The sequence below is a fragment of the Paenibacillus lentimorbus NRRL B-30488 genome, from assembly GCF_000411595.1.
Classification (GTDB): domain Bacteria; phylum Bacillota; class Bacilli; order Bacillales; family Bacillaceae; genus Bacillus; species Bacillus velezensis.
Genome location: NZ_ANAT01000017.1, coordinates 14,514 through 34,812 on the forward strand (window position 1 = coordinate 14,514; position 20,299 = coordinate 34,812).

The 20,299-nt window shown below is 46.1% G+C and carries 17 protein-coding genes and 7 pseudogenes; 10 read left to right on the forward strand and 14 right to left on the reverse strand.

Going from position 1 to position 20,299, the window contains the following annotated elements:
• Positions 1–91: 91 nt before the first annotated feature.
• Positions 92–621: pseudogene (loaP, locus tag D368_RS09815) on the forward strand (antiterminator LoaP).
• Between the two features lie 35 nt (positions 622–656).
• Positions 657–902 (forward strand): cupin domain-containing protein, encoded by a 246-nt coding sequence (locus tag D368_RS09820; protein WP_071391647.1) that lies wholly within the window; start codon positions 657–659, stop codon positions 900–902.
• A gap of 63 nt (positions 903–965) precedes the next feature.
• On the opposite strand, the pseudogene D368_RS09825 reads toward D368_RS09820, so the two are convergent.
• A pseudogene (locus tag D368_RS09825) lies at positions 966–1,843 on the reverse strand (LysR family transcriptional regulator).
• Positions 1,844–1,981: 138 nt separating this feature from the next.
• Between D368_RS09825 and D368_RS09830 the strand changes: the two are divergent.
• The 3 genes from D368_RS09830 to D368_RS09840 all read left to right on the forward strand — a co-directional run bounded on the left by D368_RS09830 (position 1,982) and on the right by D368_RS09840 (position 4,348).
• A complete protein-coding gene (locus tag D368_RS09830) occupies positions 1,982–2,305 on the forward strand; it encodes a GlpM family protein (RefSeq protein WP_015240166.1) in 324 nt (107 codons plus the stop codon).
• Between the two features lie 139 nt (positions 2,306–2,444).
• Positions 2,445–3,461 carry an NADPH dehydrogenase NamA gene (gene namA, locus D368_RS09835; RefSeq protein WP_003153250.1) on the forward strand — a complete coding sequence of 339 codons (1,017 nt, stop codon included), beginning with the start codon at positions 2,445–2,447 and terminating at the stop codon, positions 3,459–3,461.
• Positions 3,462–3,574: 113 nt separating this feature from the next.
• Positions 3,575–4,348 (forward strand): alpha/beta fold hydrolase, encoded by a 774-nt coding sequence (locus tag D368_RS09840; RefSeq protein ID WP_043867272.1) that lies wholly within the window; start codon positions 3,575–3,577, stop codon positions 4,346–4,348.
• A 49-nt stretch (positions 4,349–4,397) separates the two neighbouring features.
• Here the strand turns inward: D368_RS09840 and rpmG are convergent, their stop codons facing one another.
• Positions 4,398–4,547: a 50S ribosomal protein L33 gene (gene rpmG / locus D368_RS09845; RefSeq protein WP_003153246.1), complete on the reverse strand. Its 150-nt coding sequence runs from the start codon at positions 4,545–4,547 to the stop codon at positions 4,398–4,400.
• Between the two features lie 78 nt (positions 4,548–4,625).
• Complete coding sequence (rnz, locus tag D368_RS09850) at positions 4,626–5,552, reverse strand: ribonuclease Z (protein WP_032866386.1); 927 nt, start codon at positions 5,550–5,552, stop codon at positions 4,626–4,628.
• A 208-nt stretch (positions 5,553–5,760) separates the two neighbouring features.
• Between rnz and zwf the strand changes: the two genes are divergently transcribed.
• The gene (zwf, locus tag D368_RS09855) at positions 5,761–7,230 is read left to right on the forward strand and encodes a glucose-6-phosphate dehydrogenase (protein ID WP_128574757.1); all 1,470 of its coding nucleotides are present in this window, start codon (positions 5,761–5,763) and stop codon (positions 7,228–7,230) included.
• 91 nt (positions 7,231–7,321) lie between these two features.
• On the opposite strand, the gene gndA is transcribed toward zwf, so the two are convergent.
• Together gndA and D368_RS09865 are read right to left on the reverse strand one after the other, a co-directional pair.
• Entirely contained in the window at positions 7,322–8,731 is a 1,410-nt protein-coding gene (gndA, locus tag D368_RS09860; RefSeq protein ID WP_003153241.1) for an NADP-dependent phosphogluconate dehydrogenase, read from the reverse strand.
• Positions 8,732–8,839: 108 nt separating this feature from the next.
• Entirely contained in the window at positions 8,840–10,084 is a 1,245-nt protein-coding gene (locus D368_RS09865) for a DNA polymerase IV (protein WP_029973901.1), read from the reverse strand.
• 75 nt (positions 10,085–10,159) lie between these two features.
• On the opposite strand from D368_RS09865, the gene D368_RS09870 reads away from it, so the two are divergent.
• On the forward strand, positions 10,160–10,441 hold the full coding sequence (locus D368_RS09870) for a hypothetical protein (protein WP_003153239.1): 282 nt from the start codon (positions 10,160–10,162) through the stop codon (positions 10,439–10,441).
• Between the two features lie 32 nt (positions 10,442–10,473).
• Positions 10,474–11,309: pseudogene (locus D368_RS09875) on the forward strand (membrane protein insertase YidC).
• A gap of 118 nt (positions 11,310–11,427) precedes the next feature.
• On the opposite strand, the pseudogene D368_RS09880 reads toward D368_RS09875, so the two are convergent.
• The 3 genes and pseudogenes from D368_RS09880 to mce all read right to left on the reverse strand — a co-directional run bounded on the left by D368_RS09880 (position 11,428) and on the right by mce (position 14,540).
• Positions 11,428–12,544, reverse strand: a pseudogene (locus tag D368_RS09880) (tripeptidase T).
• Positions 12,545–12,560: 16 nt separating this feature from the next.
• Positions 12,561–14,083: pseudogene (locus D368_RS09885) on the reverse strand (acyl-CoA carboxylase subunit beta).
• Positions 14,070–14,540, reverse strand: a complete 471-nt coding sequence (gene mce / locus D368_RS09890; RefSeq protein ID WP_486129251.1) for a methylmalonyl-CoA epimerase — start codon at positions 14,538–14,540, stop codon at positions 14,070–14,072. The pseudogene D368_RS09885 and the gene mce overlap by 14 nt, the downstream one beginning before the upstream one ends.
• A 50-nt stretch (positions 14,541–14,590) precedes the next feature.
• Here mce and prli42 point away from each other — a divergent pair, with 50 nt between their 5' ends.
• Positions 14,591–14,686, forward strand: coding sequence for a stressosome-associated protein Prli42 (prli42, locus tag D368_RS20100; protein WP_007408390.1), 96 nt, complete (start codon positions 14,591–14,593; stop codon positions 14,684–14,686).
• 13 nt (positions 14,687–14,699) lie between these two features.
• On the opposite strand, the gene D368_RS09895 is transcribed toward prli42, so the two are convergent.
• The 6 genes and pseudogenes from D368_RS09895 to brxB form a co-directional block, all read right to left on the reverse strand.
• Positions 14,700–15,215 carry a L,D-transpeptidase gene (locus tag D368_RS09895; RefSeq protein WP_128574758.1) on the reverse strand — a complete coding sequence of 172 codons (516 nt, stop codon included), beginning with the start codon at positions 15,213–15,215 and terminating at the stop codon, positions 14,700–14,702.
• An 82-nt stretch (positions 15,216–15,297) separates the two neighbouring features.
• Positions 15,298–16,250, reverse strand: a pseudogene (locus D368_RS09900) (aromatic acid exporter family protein).
• Between the two features lie 75 nt (positions 16,251–16,325).
• Complete coding sequence (artM, locus tag D368_RS09905) at positions 16,326–17,048, reverse strand: arginine ABC transporter ATP-binding protein ArtM (RefSeq protein WP_003153229.1); 723 nt, start codon at positions 17,046–17,048, stop codon at positions 16,326–16,328.
• A complete protein-coding gene (gene artQ / locus D368_RS09910) occupies positions 17,041–17,700 on the reverse strand; it encodes an arginine ABC transporter permease ArtQ (RefSeq protein WP_069473495.1) in 660 nt (219 codons plus the stop codon). The genes artM and artQ overlap by 8 nt, the downstream gene beginning before the upstream one ends.
• Positions 17,701–17,761: 61 nt before the next feature.
• Positions 17,762–18,529: an arginine ABC transporter substrate-binding protein ArtP gene (gene artP, locus D368_RS09915; RefSeq protein ID WP_003153224.1), complete on the reverse strand. Its 768-nt coding sequence runs from the start codon at positions 18,527–18,529 to the stop codon at positions 17,762–17,764.
• A 244-nt stretch (positions 18,530–18,773) separates the two neighbouring features.
• A complete protein-coding gene (gene brxB / locus D368_RS09920) occupies positions 18,774–19,211 on the reverse strand; it encodes a bacilliredoxin BrxB (protein ID WP_003153223.1) in 438 nt (145 codons plus the stop codon).
• 177 nt (positions 19,212–19,388) lie between these two features.
• Here brxB and D368_RS09925 point away from each other — a divergent pair.
• Positions 19,389–20,284, forward strand: a pseudogene (locus D368_RS09925) (YegS/Rv2252/BmrU family lipid kinase).
• Positions 20,285–20,299 lie beyond the last annotated feature (15 nt).

A 20,299-nucleotide genomic window follows, 5' to 3' on the forward strand; every position in this document is an offset into this window, starting at 1 on the left:
GAATTAGAAAATTTTTTAATCACTTTAAATACTATCCATTAAATACTTTCTTTGTATAATAATTTCTTATTATTCTAAGGAGGATCCAGTCATGAAATGGTACGCACTTTTTGTAGAGTCGGGAAAAGAAGAAGCAGTTCAAAAATTTCTGCGTCTGCAGTTTGATGAGCAGGCTCTCTACTCAATCATACCCAAGAAAAAAGTCACAGAACGAAAAGCCGGAATCAAATACGAGGCACTCAAAAAGATGTTTCCGGGATATGTGCTGTTTAAAACAAAGATGACCGAGCGGACATTTCATAAAATCAAAGAACTCCCCATTTCATGCAGAATCGTGAATAACGGCGCATATTATTCCAAAGAGCGTAAAACCTATTTCACGACAATTAAGGATGAAGAAATCCTCCCTATTATCAGGCTGATCGGAGAAGGAGACACTGTAGATTATTCAAAAGTCTATATTGAAAATTCAAAAGTAACCGTTGCCTCAGGGCCTCTTAAAGGAATGGAAGGCATTATTAAAAAGATCGATAAAAGAAAAGACGCGCCAAAATCTGCCTGTCTTTTATGGGACTGGACAAAATGGTCAACGTCGGAATTGAAGTGCTCTCCAAGCCCTAGCATTTCAAAAAAAGCATCAACAGCATGTGCCGTTGATGCCCTTTTTATATAAACAGACGAAAGCCCGACATCAAAATAACGCCGCTCACCACCGTCACGGTCAGACTTTTTGTTTTCAAGGCATAGTTGACCTGAAGCCGGGCTGCCCCCATGAGGCAAAATCACATTTAGGGGAAGAATCCATTTTAATCAAGAGCGGTGAATTGACGGTTGAGCTTCATGACGAAAAGCATGTGCTGACTTCGGGCGATGCCGCACAGTTATTTTCATTCCTCGGATGAATCGGTGACATATTTTATGCTGGTCTATTATCCTGAACCGGCTTAAACGCATATCAGGCTTCTTCAGACAGAAGCCTGATGGACCGCAACCCATTCTTGTATGCATTGAATCAGTTTCTGGACAGAAGGTGTCTGCGTCTCCTTTGCATGAGCTGTCAAAATGCCGAGCTGCCTGGAGACATACCGGTCGAACCGTTTGATGAGCACATCACAATCATTCACCAAAAGCTGCGGCAGGATGCTGATCCCCAGATTGTTCCGCACCATTGCAATTATCGCTTCATCCCCTCTGATTTGATAAGCGACCCGCGGTGTGATCTTTTCTTCCTTTAACACTTTCAGCACATCAAAATGTGTCTCCGGATAAGGCACGATACATTTGACGGATTCCATGACATGTAACGGAACCGTTTCACATTGCGCCAATTCATGCTGCGGGCTCATCACCGCTACAATCGGGTCCTCGGCCAACGGGTAAAAATGCCACTTCTCGCTGTGGGATGTCCCGATCGCCGCATCAATCCGGTCATCTTTCAGCCATTGTTCCAGCTCAGTAGAATTTCCTTCAAACAAATGCACCTTAATAGAAGGATACAGCTCATTAAATTCCCTCAAAATTTTCGGCAGCCATTTTACCGCCACGCTCGTAACAGTGCCGAGCCGGACTTCTCCTCTTTCTAACCCATTAATATTATCAACGGTTTGAGACAGTTTTTCATAGTTTTTTGAATTTCCTTCATAATATGTAACACTTTCAAGCCATTTGCGGTGGGCCTCACTCCATGCCGCTGTCTGATCAAAAGCGGAAAACCGTACTCTTCCTCTAATTTACTGATCATTTGGCTGATGTTCGGCTGTGTGTAATTCAATATGGCAGCGGCTTGGGTCAGGCTGCCGCTTTCAACCGTTTTAATAAAGGCTAAATGCTTCTTTAAATCCAACCGGCTTCATCTCCCAGATATCATTCTTTATTATCCAATGCATTAGTTATATTTAGTTTACTTATACATCAATCAAAAATAAAATGGCAATGTCTCCATCATTATACTTGATAACAAACAGAAGGTGAGCGTTTCAGCATGAGTTTTCTCATTCAATTTTTTATCGGCGGCACCGTTATGGTGGCCGCCGCGTATTTAAGCAAGTCGAAATACTTATTTTTATCAGGCGTTATCACATTGCTGCCGATCATGACGTTACTGAATATTCACTTGCAGCTGAAAAATATGAGCCCCGACGATTTCAGAGCCGCTCAAAAAAACGGAATATTCGGTGCCTTCGGCGCAGTGATCTTCATCAGCAGTATTTTCATCCTGACAAACTGGTTCAAAGGAGGCCACGCAGTCATCGGTGCGTTTCTCATCTATATTTGCTATATGATCGGCTGTAAATGCCTGTTATGAAGATACGGCCACGCTGTGTATAAAAAAATGCCCGTCCAGAACAATAAGAACGATCTGTTCAGTTGTGAGCAGTTTATATGACTGAATGATCATGAGTTGTTATAATCAATGTCTAAAAACATTCCGGGAGGCGAAATAAATGGCGAGAAAATTATTCACACCATGGACCGTTAAAGATGTAACGATCAAAAACCGTATTGTTATGGCACCGATGTGCATGTATTCCTCACATGAGAAGGACGGAAAACTGCAGCCTTTTCATATGGCGCACTACATATCGCGTGCAATCGGACAGGTCGGCCTGATTATCGTGGAAGCGACAGCCGTTAATCCTCAGGGGCGCATTTCCGATCAGGATTTGGGCATTTGGAGCGATGATCATATCGAAGGTTTTGCCAAACTGACGGAACAAGTGAAAGCGCAAGGGTCTAAAATCGGCATTCAGCTTGCGCACGCCGGACGTAAAGCTGAGCTTGAGGGAGACATTTACGCTCCGTCAGCCATTCCGTTCGATGAGCAGTCCAAAACACCGGCTGAAATGACGACAGAACAAATTAAAGAAACCATTCAGGAATTCAAACAGGCAGCGGCGCGCGCGAAAGAAGCCGGCTTTGACATTATTGAACTTCATGCCGCACACGGCTACTTAATGCACGAATTTTTGTCCCCTCTGTCCAATCACCGTACAGACGAATACGGAGGCTCACATGAAAATCGCTACCGCTTCTTAGGCGAGACCATTGAAGCCGTCAAGGAAGTCTGGGACGGCCCGTTATTTGTCCGTATTTCTGCATCGGATTATACAGACAAAGGGCTGGACATTGCGGATCATATCGGTTTTGCGAAGTGGATGAAAGAACAGGGAGTCGACCTCATTGATTGCAGCTCAGGCGCACTCGTTCAAGCTGATATTAACGTCTTCCCCGGCTACCAAGTGAGCTTCGCGGAGAAAATCCGTGAACAGGCCGAAATTGCAACAGGCGCCGTCGGTTTGATAACGACGGGAACAATGGCGGAAGAAATTCTGCAAAACAACCGCGCTGACCTTATTTTTGTCGCGAGAGAACTTCTGCGCGATCCGCACTTTGCAAGGAGTGCAGCGAAGCAGCTGAATACTGAAATACCGTCACCGGTCCAATACGACAGAGCATGGTGATGAAGAGACAGCCGGAGTTTTTCGATCCGGCTGTCTCTTTTTTTATTTTTCGAGAAACGATTGCCGAAGCTTCTCCGTCTTCCCTATAGAACCAATTAGAGGAGATGACTCCAATGAAAGCAGCATGGATGGAAAGGACATATCTGATTGACGGGTGTCCGTTTTATACGAAACACCGTAAAGGCGCCGGCGAAGTGACGATCGTCTTTGAAGCCGGCTACGGCACTTCTTCTGAAACATGGACATCATTACTCGCTGACATAGATGAAGAATTTGGGGTTTTCACATATGACAGAGCCGGAATCGGCAAAAGCGGACGAAGCCGAAACAAGAGAACGGCGGACCATATGGTACAGGAATTAAACGCTCTTCTTCTGAAGGCCGGCGTCAAGCCTCCTTACCTTGTCGTCTCGCATTCATACGGCACGATTATCAGCAGACTTTGGGCGAGCCGGAACCGCCGGGATATTCTCGGGATGGTGCTGCTTGATCCGGTTTCTGAGGATCAGGAGACGAAAGTGCTTCCGCTTCTTCCTGAAGAAATGAAGGCCGCCTATTTGAAACAGTTCAAATTGGAAGGATCACACGCTGAATTTTTAACGAGCCTTAGGCAGATCCAGCATCAGCAGATTCACTTCGGCGATATGCCGCTGTTGATTTTATCATCGGGAGAGCGGGATGAGCGCTTAAAGCACGCTCATGAACAATGGGTGAAACTGCACAGAAGCATGCTTGATGTCTCTTATCAAAGCGGATGGATTCAGGCCAAAAACAGTTCTCATGCCATTCACCACGATGAACCGCACATCGTCCACCTTGCCATTTATGATGTTTGGTGCGCGGTGCGCCAGCAAATGAATGCTCCTGCCTATCAGGCGGTAAACTGATAAAACAAAAGCCATTGTGCAACGGCACAATGGCTTTTGTTATCGTGATCTATTTTGTCTCACGATGCAAAGTATACTTTTTCAACCGGGGTGAATACTTTTTCATTTCTAACCGGTCCGGATTCGTCCGTTTGTTCTTCGTCGTGATATAATTTCTGTCCCCTGTCTCTGTACAGGCCAATGTAACATTCACACGCATCATTTTCACCCCTTATATAAATCGTAATTATTACGTTTTATTATATCTCATCAGAAAAAAATGTCAAGCGTCTATTTTTTAAGACCGCTCCACAGTGACCTCCATGAAGTCAAATGCGATCTTACTGTTCTCAAATACCGCTTTCGCCTCATGTTCGAGACGCTCTATCGGCGATTCACCCTGATACCTTGCGCTGATATGAGTTAAGATCAGCTGTTTGGCGCCTGCTTTTTTTGCCGTTTGCGCAGCCTGTTCTGTCGTCGCGTGATAATAATTATGTGCGAGCTTTGCATCTTCCTTGGCAAACGTCGCTTCATGAACAAGCACATCCGCATTGCGCGCAAGCTCCGTTACCCGCTCTGATGCCCTCGTATCCCCGGAAAAAGCGACGATTCTCCCTTTTTTCGGGGATTCCAGAAAATCCCTCCCGTTAATGATTCTGCCATCGTCAAGTGTGACCGTTTCGCCTTTTTTAAGTTTCTGATAGACGGGTCCGGGCGGGATATTCATTTCTTTCAATCTGCCGGCCTGCAATGCGCCGGGAATATCCTTTTCCTGAACCCGGTAGCCGAACGCTTCCACACCGTGAATGACGGATGCTGCGGTAACAATGAATTGCTCATCTTCAAAAACCGTCCCCTCTTCGATTTCATGTACGGTAAGAGGATACGTCAGATGAGTCGCCGTCACGTTCAGGCTTGTTTCGATAAAGGCTTTAATGCCTTTTGGCCCGTAAATCGTCAGCTCTTCTTCACCGCCCTGAAATGAACGGCTCCCCAACAGACCCGGAAGACCGTAAACATGGTCGCCGTGAAGGTGGGTGATGAAAATCTTTTCAATTTTCCTCGGTTTGATTGTTGTATGTAATATCTGATGCTGAGTGGCTTCTCCGCAATCAAACAGCCATACGGAACGCCTTTCTTCAAGAAGCTTCAGCGCGACGGACGTTACGTTTCTCGTCTTTGCCGGCATGCCGGCCCCCGTCCCTAAAAATAATAATTCCACAATGCTTCCTCCTAGATCTTTGTACTACTAAGGATACAGGATCAGACTGAAAATGTGAATTCACCCGGGCCTTCTCCGGCCTGATTAATTTTTTTCCGCAAACCGCAAAAAACAGGCTGAAATGTTTGCTTTCAACGAATTTTAGATTTAAAATGAAGGAAATATGCGGGGTTTTAAACCATGCTTCAGATAAAGTGAGGTACTCTAAGTGAAAACAAACGACAAACCAAAAGCAGTAATTGTAATATTTGGTGCCACAGGGGATTTGGCAAAACGAAAACTTTACCCATCCATTCACCGTTTATATAAAAATGGTCAAATTGGTGAAGAGTTTGCAGTTGTAGGTGTTGGAAGAAGACCTTGGTCAAACGAGGACCTCCGGGAAACGGTTAAAACGTCTGTTTCTTCTGCCGGGCAAAAAGACATAGACGATTTCACATCTCATTTTTATTACCATCCGTTTGATGTAACGAATCCGGGTTCCTATCAGGAGCTGAATGTCCTGCTGGATCAGCTTGAACATACATATGAAATCCCGAACAACAGAATGTTTTACTTGGCGATGGCTCCTGAGTTTTTCGGCACGATCGCAAAATCACTTAAAAACGAAGGTGTCACAGCGACAAATGGCTGGTCCCGTCTCGTCATTGAAAAACCGTTCGGCCATGATCTGCCGAGTGCGAAAGAGCTTAACAAAGAAATACGCGAAGCTTTCACGGAAGATCAAATTTACCGGATCGACCATTACTTAGGCAAACAAATGGTTCAAAATATCGAAGTCATCCGGTTTGCAAATGCGCTGTTTGAGCCGCTGTGGAATAACCGCTACATCTCAAACATCCAGATTACATCAAGTGAGGATCTCGGCGTTGAAGATCGCGCGAGATATTATGAAAAATCAGGCGCACTCCGTGATATGGTTCAAAACCATATTTTACAAATGGTCGCTCTCTTGGCAATGGAACCGCCGATTAAACTGAACACGGAAGAAATCCGCAGCGAAAAAGTGAAGGTGCTGAGAGCTCTCCGCCCTGTCGCTCCAAACGAAGTGAGTGACTTCTTCGTCCGCGGACAATACCAAGCGGGAAAGATTGACGGAAACGCTGTACCGAACTATACAGATGAACAAAATGTAGCACCGGATTCCAATACGGAAACATTCGTATCCGGAAAGCTGTTAATCGATAACTTCCGCTGGGCCGGCGTTCCGTTTTATATCCGCACAGGGAAACGGATGAAAGAAAAATCAACGAAAATCGTCGTTCAATTTAAAGACATTCCGATGAACCTTTATTACGGCAATGAAACGAATGTAAATCCGAACCTGCTTGTCATCCATATTCAGCCGGATGAAGGCATCACACTATATCTGAACGCTAAAAAATTAGGCGGAGCCGCTCATGCTCAGCCGATTAAGCTGGATTACTGCAGCAACTGCAGTGATGAAATGAACACACCGGAAGCCTATGAAAAATTAATCCATGACTGTCTGCTCGGTGATGCGACAAACTTTGCCCATTGGGACGAAGTGGCGCTTTCCTGGAATTTCGTCGATGCGATTTCCGAAACGTGGGCAGCCGACAAAACCCTTTCTCCGAATTATGAAGCCGGGTCAATGGGACCGAAAGCTTCGGACGAACTTCTCGAAAAAGACGGCCTCCACTGGTGGAATATATAAGAAAAAATTAAAAAACCGCGGCGCCGTTCATGACGGCCCGCGGTTTTTAATATCAGGAAAAGCCCCCGCAATCAATGCGGGGGCTTCTTCATTACTTCATCCATTCAGTATGGAAAATGCCTTCTTTATCTGTGCGTTCATACGTATGCGCGCCGAAGTAATCACGCTGCGCTTGAATCAAGTTTGCAGGAAGCACTGCCGTACGGTAGCTGTCGTAATACGCAAGTGCGCTTGAGAACGAAGGTACCGGCACGCCTTGGGCTACGGCAAGTGAAATCACTTGGCGAAGGGCGCCTTGGTAGCTTTCTGCAATGTTTTTGAAGTAGCTGTCTAACAGCAGGTTGTCAAGCTCCGGTTCACGGTCATATGCGTCTTTGATCTTTTGCAGGAACGCCGCGCGGATGATACAGCCGCCGCGGAAGATCATCGCGATTTCACCGTATTTCAGATCCCAGTTATATTCTTCAGACGCGGCTTTCATTTGGGCGAAGCCTTGTGCGTAAGAACAGATTTTACTCATGAAGAGCGCTTTTCTGACCGCTTCAATCAGCTCTTCTTTATTTTCAGTGACCGGCTTAACGTCTGGTCCGGACAGAAGACCGCTTGCTTTCACACGCTCTTCTTTCATTGCGGAAATGAAACGCGCAAAAACAGATTCAGTGATAATCGGAAGCGGCACGCCTAAGTCAAGAGCGCTTTGGCTTGTCCATTTACCCGTTCCTTTTTGGCCAGCTTTATCAAGGATGACGTCAACAAGCGGTTTGCCCGTTTCTTCATCTTTTTTAGTGAAAATATCAGCCGTGATTTCGATCAGATAGCTGTCAAGCTCTCCTTTGTTCCACTCAGCGAATACTTCGTGAAGCTCTTCGGCAGACAATCCGAGCACCTGTTTCAGAATGAAATATGACTCAGAGATCAGCTGCATGTCACCGTATTCGATACCATTGTGCACCATTTTTACATAGTGCCCCGCTCCGTCCGGGCCGATGTATGTCGTACAAGCTTCTCCGTCCACTTTAGCAGAAATGGCTTCTAAAATCGGTTTTACGAGTTCGTGCGCTTCCTTTTGGCCGCCCGGCATAATAGAAGGCCCTTTCAGCGCTCCCTCTTCACCGCCTGATACACCCGTTCCGATAAAGTGAATGCCGCTTTCGGCAAGCTCTTTGTTCCGGCGCTGTGTATCTTTATAGTATGTATTTCCGCCGTCAATCAAAATATCGTCTTTTTCCAGATGAGGAAGAAGAGATTGAATCGTCGCATCCGTTGCAGTTCCCGCTTTAACCATTAATAAGATTTTACGGGGTGTTTCAAGAGACTGGACAAACTCCTCAATGCTGTATGTGCCGACAACATTTTTGCCTTTTGCCTCTTCTAAAAACTCTTCCGTTTTGCTGCTTGATCTGTTGTATACAGACACAGAAAATCCCCGGCTTTCGATGTTAAGAGCCAGATTTTTACCCATTACCGCAAGACCGATAACTCCGATTTGTTGTTTTGACATATTCTAACGTCCCTTCTTCAAACGTTTAACCATTTTAAAATTTAAATTAAAATAAAATGATATTTATACTAAAGAAATTATCATACATAACCCCTTTTTTCAAGTTATTCACCTTTTCTTTTCATCCTGAAAAAAGTCTCTGTTAAAGCTCGTTCCCCTTGTTTTGCTTTCTTCTTTTTTTATAACGGCGCCTTTTCTGATCAGGTTTTGGCCGTACTTTTCATTCAGCTCGTTCATCATCTGAAAAATCGGCTCATCCTTTGCGTCCTCCTTGAATGAAAACAGATCAAGCTGTTTATACGCCTGCTGTTTTTCAACCAGTTCCGTCCCGGTGATGCCGAGAAGCCTTACCGGATTTTGGTTCCAGTGCTTGTCAAACAGTTCCATCGCCGCTTCCATGATGTCTTTTTTCTGATCAGCCGGATTGCTGAGGGTCATGCTTCTTGTGACCGTTTTCCAATCCGCATACCGAATCATGATGAACAGCCGGCAGGCCATGACCTCTTTACGCTGGAGCCGTTCGCTCACAGACAGCGCGAGCCGGTCAAACACGCCCGTTAATTCATCCCAGTCAGCCGAATCATGCGACAGGGTGGATGAGTTGCCGACGCTTTTAAATTCATAAATCCGCTCGGGATTGACTTCTGCAGGATGGATGCCGTTCGCTTTATCCTTCAGCCTCGGGCCGTTTATGCCGAGAAGCGTTTTCAGCGCATGTTCATCTCCTTTTGCCAAATCACCGATCGTTTTGATGCCGAGCGTTTTTATTTTTTCCGCAGTTTTCGTTCCTATACCGTGCATCTCTTCTATCGGAAGAGGCCATAAGACGTCCGGCAGCTCTCTTTTTCTTAAAATGGTGATGCCGAGCGGTTTTTTCATGTCAGACGCCATTTTAGCGAGAAATTTATTCGGGGCGATGCCGATGCTTGACGGAAGCAAAAGCTCTTTTTGCAGTCTCGCCTGAATGTCTTCGGCTGTCTCATACGCCCTGTGTCGGTGCGGTGTGTCCGTAATATCCATGTATCCTTCATCAATAGAAACAGGCTCGACTAAATCCGTATACTCCCTCAGAATGCTGAACATTTCTTTTGACGAACTCCGATAGCGGTCAAAATTCGGAGGCACGACGATGAGTTCCGGACAGAGGCGTTTTGCCCGCCACACCGGCATGGTGGTCTTTACGCCCCGCGCTCTCGCTTCGTAGCTGCAGGTGACGATGATTCCTTTCCGTTCCTTCACGTTTCCGGCAACGGCGATAGGTTTTCCTCTTAAAGACGGATCATACGCCATTTCTACGGAGGCATAAAAACTGTTCATATCGATATGAAATATAATTCTCCCTTTTCCGGCCACTCCCGGCGCCTCCTTTCCTTTCATAGACAACCTTATATATATGTAGTAAAATAAGAGCTGAATGGATGTGATAAAATGATTCTTGAGTCAATGAATGACTTTTTATTTTTAGTCGATTTTTTCACAATTATTCTTCCCGCTCTGACCGCGATCGGCATCGCTTTTCTTTTGCGTGAGCGCCGCGCAGGCGAGCATTGGAGAACGAAACGAATAGATGAACATCAAGCAGTCGTTCAGCTGAACCGAACAGACTTTCTTATTATTATATATCATCGCATTACAACTTGGATACGTAAAGTCATCCGCATGAATTCACCGGCGAATGATGATGAAGATGTCAGCTTCCTCCTTTTATAACGGCAAGTGAAGATAAAAAGGAGGAGACATAATTGTCTAAAACATATCAAAAATGGATTGCATTCGGATTGTTTTTATCGTACTGTGCACAGGCCGCTCGGCTTTTGCCGCGACATCTCAGACTCAGACGGGAGGCCTCGGGAATATCGGTTTTTTCCACGATTACCTGATCGAGCCGTTTTCGGCACTTTTAAAAGGGGTGGCGGGCCTGTTCCACGGTGAGTACGGACTGTCGATTATTCTGGTGACGATTATCGTCCGGATCGTTGTATTGCCTTTGTTTGTGAACCAATTTAAGAAACAGCGGATGTTCCAGGAAAAAATGGCTGTGATCAAACCGCAGGTCGACAGCATCCAGGCTAAAATAAAACAAACGAAAGATGCGGAAAAACAAAAAGAACTGCAAATGGAAATGATGAAGCTTTACCGTGAGCACAATCTGAATCCGATGGCAATGGGATGTCTTCCGATGCTGGTGCAATTCCCGATTTTGATCGGTTTTTATTACGCCATCCGCTCAACGCCGGAAATCGCTTCACACTCATTTCTGTGGTTCAGCTTAGGGCATTCTGATATTCTTGTATCACTGTGCGCGGGGGCCATGTATTTCTTACAGGCTTATATTTCCCAAAAATTAAACCAGAAATATTCACCGGCTGCTCAAAATCCGGCCGCGATGCAGTCAGCAAAAATCATGGTCTTTATTTTCCCTGTCATGATGACCGTTTTTTCGCTTAACGTACCGGCTGCGCTGCCGCTTTACTGGTTTACAAGCGGACTGTTTTTGACAGTGCAGAACGTACTTTTACAGCAGACGCATCATAAAAAGAAACAGGCTGCGGCTCAGGCGGAGCCCGCCAAATCATAATACTGAAACCCTGCCGGAACCTATCCGGCAGGGTTTTTTCTTGTATCTGCAAAGCTTTAAGCCAATTATCTTATCATGAAGAATGAAAAAAGCACCCAATCAACTGGGTGCTTCGTTTTTAGTTGGCCGCTGTTTCGATAATGGCAACGACCATTTCCGCCGTTTTGACGAGCTCTTCAATCGGCATTTTTTCATTTTTCGTATGGATTTGTTCATAGCCTACTGACAGGTTGACTGTCGGAATGCCGTGGCCGGCAATGACGTTTGCGTCACTTCCGCCGCCGCTTGTCTGAAGTTCGCTCGGACGGCCGATTTTTGCCGCCGCTTTTTTTCGCGACTTCCACAACCTGATCGCCGTCCTGATATTTGAAACCCGGATACATGACCGCGATGTCCACTTCCGCGCGGCCTCCCATCTCAGCTGCAGCAGATTCGAAAGCTTCTTTCATTTTCTGCACTTGCGCCTCCATTTTTTCAGGCACTAATGAACGCGCTTCAGCCAGAATATCAACCTGGTCGCAGACGATATTGGTTTGCGTGCCGCCTTCGAAACGTCCGATATTAGCCGTTGTTTCTTTATCAATACGGCCGAGCGGCATTTTAGAGATTGCTTTTGATGCGATGGTAATCGCGGAGATGCCTTTTTCCGGTTCTACTCCCGCATGAGCCGTTTTCCCGAAAATGGTTGCTCTCACTTTCGCTTGTGTCGGCGCGGCTACAATAATGTTACCGACTTTTCCGTCTGAATCAAGCGCAAAACCGTATTTCGCGGTAATGTCTGAACGATCCATTGCTTTTGCCCCGACTAATCCCGATTCTTCTCCGGCCGTGATAATGAATTCAATGGTGCCGTGCTTGATGTTTTGTTCTTTCAGCACTTTAATGGCTTCAAACATTGCGGCAAGACCCGTCTTATCATCGGCGCCGAGAATCGTCGTGCCGTCGGATTTTACATAGCCGTCTTCCACAATCGGCTTAACGCCTTTGCCCGGAACAACCGTGTCCATGTGCGATGTGAAATAAATCGTATCCGCATCTTTTGTGCCCTTTAACGTACAGATTAAGTTGCCGGCTCCATGCCCCGTCACTTCTTTTGTATCATCTTCTTTTACGCTCAATCCTAAATCAGTGAATTTTTGTTTGAGCACCTTGCTGATTTCCGCTTCATGTTTTGTCTCTGAATCAATTTGAACGAGTTCAAGAAATTCTTCAAGCAGACGTTTTTCGTTTACCATTTTCAGTTCCCTCCGTTTAAAGCGGTATATTACCGTGCTTTTTTTTCGGTCTTTCCTCTTCCTTATGCGCAAGCATGTCAAATGCCTGAATCAATTTTTTCCTCGAGTCTTCCGGCCGGATGATATCATCCACCATTCCGCAGGCCGCCGCTTTGTACGGACCGGCGTTTTCCTTTTCGTATATGGCTTTTTTTCGCGCTTCGTTTTCTCCGGGTCGCCAGAAGCCTGTATGTCTCTGCTGTATAAAATCGACGCCGCGCCTTCCGCTCCCATAACGGCGATTTCCGCATTGGGCCAGGCGAATACAAGATCTGCCCCGAGCCCTTTCGAATTCATGGCGACATAGGCGCCTCCGTAAGCTTTTCTGATGATGAGCGTCACTTTCGGCACCGCCGCTTCGGCAAAAGCATACAGCAATTTTGCTCCGTGACGGATGATTCCCGCATGTTCCTGCTGAAGGCCCGGAAGAAATCCCGGAACATCAGCGATCGTCAATAGCGGAATATGAAACGCGTCGCAAAAACGGATGAATCTCGACGCTTTGTCAGCGGCATCAATCGTGAGGCTCCCCGCCAAGTGTTTCGGCTGGTTTGCGACAACACCGACTGTACGCCGTCCGAGTTTCAGAAAACCGACAGCAATGTTTTTGGCAAAATACGGCTGAATGTCAAAAAACGTTCCGTCATCCGCCAGCTCTTTTATTACCTGTAACACATCGTAAGGTTTCGAACTGTCCGCGGGAACGAGGGTGTTTAATAACGGTCTGGCGTCTTCCTTTTTAACGGGTAGTGCCGTCTGTCCGCCGTGCGGGAGATAAGAAAGCAGGGTTTTCACAGCGGAAAGAGCCTCTTTTTCCGTCCGTGCGGAATAGTGGGCATTTCCGCTTATCACATTATGTATTCCCGCACCGCCTAAACTTTCCGCGTCAATCTGTTCACCCGTCACCTGTTCAATGACTTTCGGGCCTGTAATAAACATGTGCGACGTATGTTCCGCCATAATTACAAAATCCGTCAAAGCGGGTGAATAAACAGCACCGCCGGCACAGGGCCCAAGGATGACAGAAATTTGCGGAATCACTCCCGAGTAAAGGACGTTGCGTCTAAAGATATGACCGTATCCATTTAATGATACCACACCCTCTTGAATTCTCGCACCACCTGAGTCGTTCAGCCCGATGATCGGGGTTTTGTTTTTCGCCGCCAGATCCATTACCGCCGCGATTTTTTCCGCATGTGTCTCGCCGAGCGTCCCGCCGAGTACGGTAAAGTCATGGGCAAACAAATACACGGGCCGTCCGTCAATTGTGCCGTATCCGGTAACAACGCCGTCTCCCGGAGCATTCTGGCACCCGGGCGTGCGGCTTTTGGCAAACGGCTGCAGCTCTGAAAAACTGTCTTCGTCCAATAGATAGTCAATTCTTTCTCTTGCCGTCAGCTTGCCTTTTTTGTGCTGTTTTTCATTTTTTTCCGCTCCGCCGCCGTTTGTTAAAAAGGAACGTCTTTCGTTTAAGTGTCTGATATGATCACTCATGCTCATCTTGAGTTTCTCCTTTTTCAATTGTTTCACAAAGCTCAATCAGGACCCCGTTCGCCTCTTTTGGAGAGAGAAATGCGATCTTCTTCCCGCCCGCTCCGTTTTGCGGTGCATGATGAATCAAGGTCATGCGGCATGATTCAAGCTCCTTGATCGTTTCCTTCATATCGGCGCAGCGGAATGCCAAATGATGCAGCCCTTCGCCTCTTTTCTGTAAAAAAGAGCTGACGGGAGACGCGTCCGACAGCGGCTCAATCAGCTCAAGCTTTGTGCCTCCCGCTTCTAAAAAAGCAACTCTCACATTTTGGCCGTTTACCAGCTCGTCTCCCATATACGTAAGCCCGAGCATCCGTTCGTAAAATCCTCTCGCGGCTTCAATAGAGCTGACGGCAATGCCGACATGATCAAGTTTTTCATAGCGCCGCCACCTGCTTTCCGCCATAGGATATGGCTTGTTCATACAAGCAAAACACGTTAAAATGGTAGACAGTAATCTTAAGGAGTGAAACAATGTCTCAAAAATTTATGAAAAGCGCCGTCATCGTCATTTTGGGCGTATTTATACTTTCAACCCTCCTCTCAGGTATTATGATGTATTTGCGGTAAAAAAGCAGGCGCCTCATTGCAAGGGGGGTTCCTGCTTTTTTATGAGGGCTTTCCGCTCTATTGCAATGTCCTCAAATGAGCGGTTTTCTTTTGTGATCAATACTTTCGTTCCGGGAGGGATAATCCGGAAAATACGGATGACATCCCGGTTTTTCATACGGATGCAGCCGTTTGATACAAACCCCCCGATCAGCTCTTCTCTGTTTGTTCCGTGAATGCCGTATATCCTGCCGTCGGTTCCTTTCGCATCAAAGCCGATCCAGCGGACGCCGAGCGGGTTTTCCGGCGCGCCTCCCTCTACATTTTTCTTCCGGTAATACGGATTGACGGCTTTGACCGTTACCGTAAATTCTCCTTCAGGCGTCAAATCATCCGTTTTTCCCGTCGCCACCTGATAAATGCCTTCTATTCGGTTATCCTTCACAACAGCAAGCGCATTTGTGGCTTTATTGACGATAATATAAGGGTCACCCGGCAAAGGGTTCGCGCCAAGCGGCCAAAGCGGAGACAGCAGCAGGGCGGCTGACAATAAAAAATCGCATGGGCTCCCCTCCTTTTTTCATTAGAATGACCAATGAAAGGAGGACTCATGCGATTGATCCATATGTTTTTTACAGCTTGATGCCTTTGAAATAACTTTTAATCACGAGATATTGTTCCATCTCACCGAGGAGGTGGAACAAAGCCGCCCGCGCTTCAAACTCCTCGCGCGTTGCCGGGAGCGGCATTTCTTCAAATTCCGTTCTCATTTCTGCAAGTCTTTTAAAAATTTATGAGCGGTATTGCCGGGATGTATGGCTTCCCTTAATTCATGGATGAAATGGGCGATTATTTTGCCCTGCTCCACCGTTATTGAAATAGAGGTAATCTTCGGCAGCAGCCGTTCAATGATTTCAAATTGTTTCTGTCTCATCTTAAAATAATGATAGTAGAGATTTTCATGACGCAAAATATGATTCTGCACGTCCCGATAGGCGAGGTTTTTCGCCTCTTGAATCATCTGATGCGTCTCCGGTATTTCCTTCCCCGTCCAATCTTGCTCACCAGTTAACAAATACCGTTCGATTTCGGCGAAGATGACGGAAAAGTTGTCCTCGATTTTTTTCCTGTACGCCGCGAGTTTTCTGTCGAGGCTCGGCATATACAGATTCATTAACAGCGCGACGCCGATACCTACGGTGATCAGCTGGAACTCATTCCAGATAAACGCCATCGTAATGCCGCCGGACATATATAAATGAAGAATGATTACTGAACTGGTGACGATCCCTTCATTTATTTTTAAAACGACTGTAGTCGGAATGAACAGCACCAGCAATATTCCGATCGCAAACGGGTAATAGCCGATCAGTCCGAAAAAGACATATGAAAAGACGATCGCCAATAAACAGGCGGCAAATCGGGCCCACGAGGCCTGAAGCGACCGCTTTTGTGTAATCTGGATGCACAATATGGTGATGATTCCTGCGGATGCGAAGTTTTGCAGATGCAACAGCTGGGCTAAATAAATGGCCAGCGCCGTTCCAAGTGCGGTCTTTAGTGTCCGGTAACCGATTTTAAACATTGCTTGCTCCATTCTGTTTGTTTCTTTCTCAAAAAAAGAAGAAGAGCATTCTTCTTCTTTTCTTACAGTTATATTTTATAATATTTTTTCTAAAAAGTCCTGTGCTCTTTTTGACTTCGGAGAAAGAAAAAATTCTTCCGGCTGACCGTCTTCCACGATCGTCCCTTCATCCATAAATAATACGCGGTCTGCGACTTCTTTGGCAAATCCCATTTCGTGCGTTACGATCACCATTGTCATGCCCGTCTGCGCGAGCTCTTTCATCACCTCAAGAACTTCTTTGACCATTTCCGGGTCAAGAGCCGAGGTCGGTTCATCAAACAGCATGATGTCAGGATTCATGGCAAGCGCCCGCGCGATGGCGACCCGCTGCTTCTGTCCGCCTGACAAACGGTTCGGATAGTCGTTCCGTTTGTCAAGCAGTCCGACTTTTTCAAGGAGAGCGCACGCCTTTTCCTCCGCCTCCTTTTTAGACTCTTTCTTCACGCTGACCGGCGCGTATGTGATATTTTCAAGCACCGTTTTATGAGGAAACAAATGAAAATGCTGAAATACCATGCCGATATTTTCCCGCACTTTCAGTTTATTCGTTTTAGCTGCGGTGATTTCGTTTTCTTTAATGGCAATCGTTCCGCCGCTCGGGGTTTCCAGCAGATTTAAGCAGCGCAGAAACGTTGATTTGCCGGAACCGGAAGGGCCGATGACAGCGACGACTTCCCCTTCTTCGATCTGTGTTGAAATGTTTTTCAGTACTTCATGTTTCCCGAATGATTTTGACAGGTTATCGACCTTAATCATTGGCTTTCAGCTTCCTTTCTACGCCTTTTCCGATGAATGCTAAGATCAAAACGAGCACGTAATAGATTAAGCCCGCCACAATAAGAGGTTCTAAATAGTTGTATGTTGCGGCGCCGGACTGGTAGGCCCGTCTCATAATGTCTCCGAGACCGATTACCGTGACGATCGCCGATTCTTTCGTCAAGGTGATTAATTCGTTAATAATAGCCGGAGAAATGTTTTTAAACGCCTGCGGCAGCAGCAGATCTTTCATCATTTTTCCGTACGGCACGCCGAGAGCGACGGCAGCCTCTTTTTGTCCTTTGTCAATTGCGTTGATTCCCGCTCTGATAATTTCAGAGACGTAAGCGGCTGAATTGAGCGATAATGCGGTGACCGCCGCCCAAAATTGATCGATCTGAAAGCCGAGAAGCTGCGGCATACCGAAATAGATGATCATCAGCTGCAGCACGAGCGGCGTGCCGCGGAATATCGAAGTATAAAAATCCGCAATCCATTTCAGCGGACTGATCATGCTGATTTTAAATAAGCTGAGCACGATTCCTAATACAAGACCGATGACCGCTGAAACGAGCACAATTTTTAATGTGACCGCAAGGCCTTCCAATATAAAAGGAATTTGGGGGATTGTCGCTGAGAAATCCAAATTCATACGTGTGATCTCCTTTGTCTTTATTCAAGATAAAAAGCTCAACGAAAAGTTGAGCTTTCTTTTATTTCTCGTTGGTGAACCATTTTTTCTTCAGTTTTTCGATTTCTCCGTTTTTCTCCATTTCTTTCAGCGCTTTGTTAAACTTCGCTGTCAGATCACTGTCTTTACGGAACGCAATCGCGGAGCCCGATTCGTCTGATTTCGCATCTGCTGACGCAAAGCCCTGCAGATCGTTATTTGAACTGAAATAGCCTTGTGCTACGATGTCTTCGATAATCGCGGCATCAAAACGCCCGGATTTAATCTCTTCCGTTAAGTCTGAGATCCGGTTGCGGTCTTCGAGCTGAAAACCGTATTTCGAAGCGAGCTTCTTGCCTTTTTCCTCTTGAATGGAGCCGAGCTGAACACCGACGGTTTTGCCTTTCAGATCATTCAGGGATTTAATGCTGCTTCCCTTTTTCGTAACAATCATATTGTTAGCAGTATAATAAATATCAGAAAAATCAACTTGCTTTTTCCGTTCCGGTGTAGGTGTCATTCCAGATAAAATCATATCTACCTGCTTGGACTTCAAGGCTGTAATCAGGCTGTTGAAGTCCATGTCCTGCACCTCAACGTCATAGCCGGTCTTTTTGCCCAGAGCTTTTGCCAGATCAACGTCAAACCCGGTGATCTGATCGCCGTCTTTATATTCAAATGGTTTATAGTCAGCCGATGTACCCATAATCAGCTTGTTCTTTCCGCCCTCTGAGCCTGAATTGCCTGATCCGCAGGCGGACAGCGCAAAGGTGATACATGCGGCAGCTAATACCAACAGCCATTTCTTCATGATTCATTTCCCCCATATCTACTGATCTCTTAAATTTGAATATTTATTCGTTAACTTGTATTTTAAACACTTTTTAATTGTGATGCAATACTATTTTTGAAAAATATATTTTCCTTTCTGTGTTTATTATAGTCATTGTTTTTCCGATTAGTGACAGCTGAATGCCGGTGTATAAATATTTATATTTATACAGATTCCATATAAAAAACCCCGGAAGCGCTCGGCTCCGGGGTTTTTCTTTCACTTATACTTCTTCACAATATTCTTCAAATGCTTCCTGCAGTTTTGTGACAACGGCCATCGGCTCATGGCCTTCAATTTCATGGCGTTCCACCATTTTCATGATTTTCCCGTCTTTTAAAATGGCAAATGACGGAGAGGACGGCGGATAGCCTTCAAAGTATTCTCTCGCTTTGGCTGTCGCTTCTTTATCCTGTCCGGCAAATACCGTCACAAGCTGATCCGGGCGTTTATCGTAATGTACGGAATGGTATGCGGCAGGCCGTGCAATACCGCCTGCACATCCGCACACAGAGTTGACCATAACGAGTGTCGTTCCTTTTTTCGAAAGCGCTTCGTCCACTTCCTCAGCGGTTTTCAGCTCTGTATACCCGGCGGCCGTGATTTCCTGGCGGGCTTGACGCACGACATCATTCATAAATAAATTAAAATCCATATTCAACTGGGACCTCTCCTTTTTGATCATCTCTTCTTATGATAGCAAGGAACCTCCCTATCGGCAAATGACACCGCTCATATCCAATTGTTTTTGTCCCTTTTATGTACCCGATGTAAGTTTATGACCTTTTAAAAACGGGAAACTTGTTAAAGAGATTGTCTGAAATAAAGGAGCAGTCGTATGAGCCAACGGAAAGCAGTATTAATTTATAACGGAAACGCCGGTCAAAAACAGATTGATAAAACGCTCGGCACGGTCGTCCCCATTTTGGCCCAGTCAGCTGACGAACTTTTGATTAAACCGACCAAACATCAGGATGATGCCCGTCAGTATTGTGAAAATCTCGACAGTTCAGTTGACTATTTATATATTTTAGGCGGAGACGGCACTGTGCATCAATGCATCAACAGCATCAGTAAGCTTGATCACAGGCCCGCTGTCGGCATTTTGCCGGGAGGAACGTGCAACGATTTCTCACGGGCGCTCGGCATCCCGCAAAACCTTCAAAAGGCCGCTGAAGCGCTCGCGGCCGGACATAAACGGATGATTGACGTCTGTAAAACGGATGACGGCTATTTTCTGAACTTTTGGGGCATCGGATTGATCACCGAAGCATCAAGCCATATCAATGAAACTGAAAAAGCATGGCTCGGTAAAATCAGCTACTTCACGAGCGCCTTGCGAACGATGACAAGCGCGAACCCGTTTCCTGTCAAATTGACGATTGACGGCGAGGTGAAAGAAGACGAAGCCGTAATGGTGCTTGTCATGAACGGGCATTATATCGGGACAAACCGAGTTCCCCTGCCTGGTGCCAGCCTCCGGGACGGCTTAGCCGATGTGTTAATCTGCCGCAACACAAGCCTTGCCGCGTTGCGGGAGCTGATGACGATGGAGCAGGGTTCATTTGATGATTTCAAAGGGGAGCTGTCCTATATTCAGGCCTCGAGGATTGAAATCGAAACCGGACGTGAAATGGACGCGGATACAGATGGCGAGGTATACGGAACAACACCTTGTACGATCGAAGTGAAAAACATCATCTCACTATGCTTGTTCCCGAGGATTCACAATGAAAATAAAAAAACTCT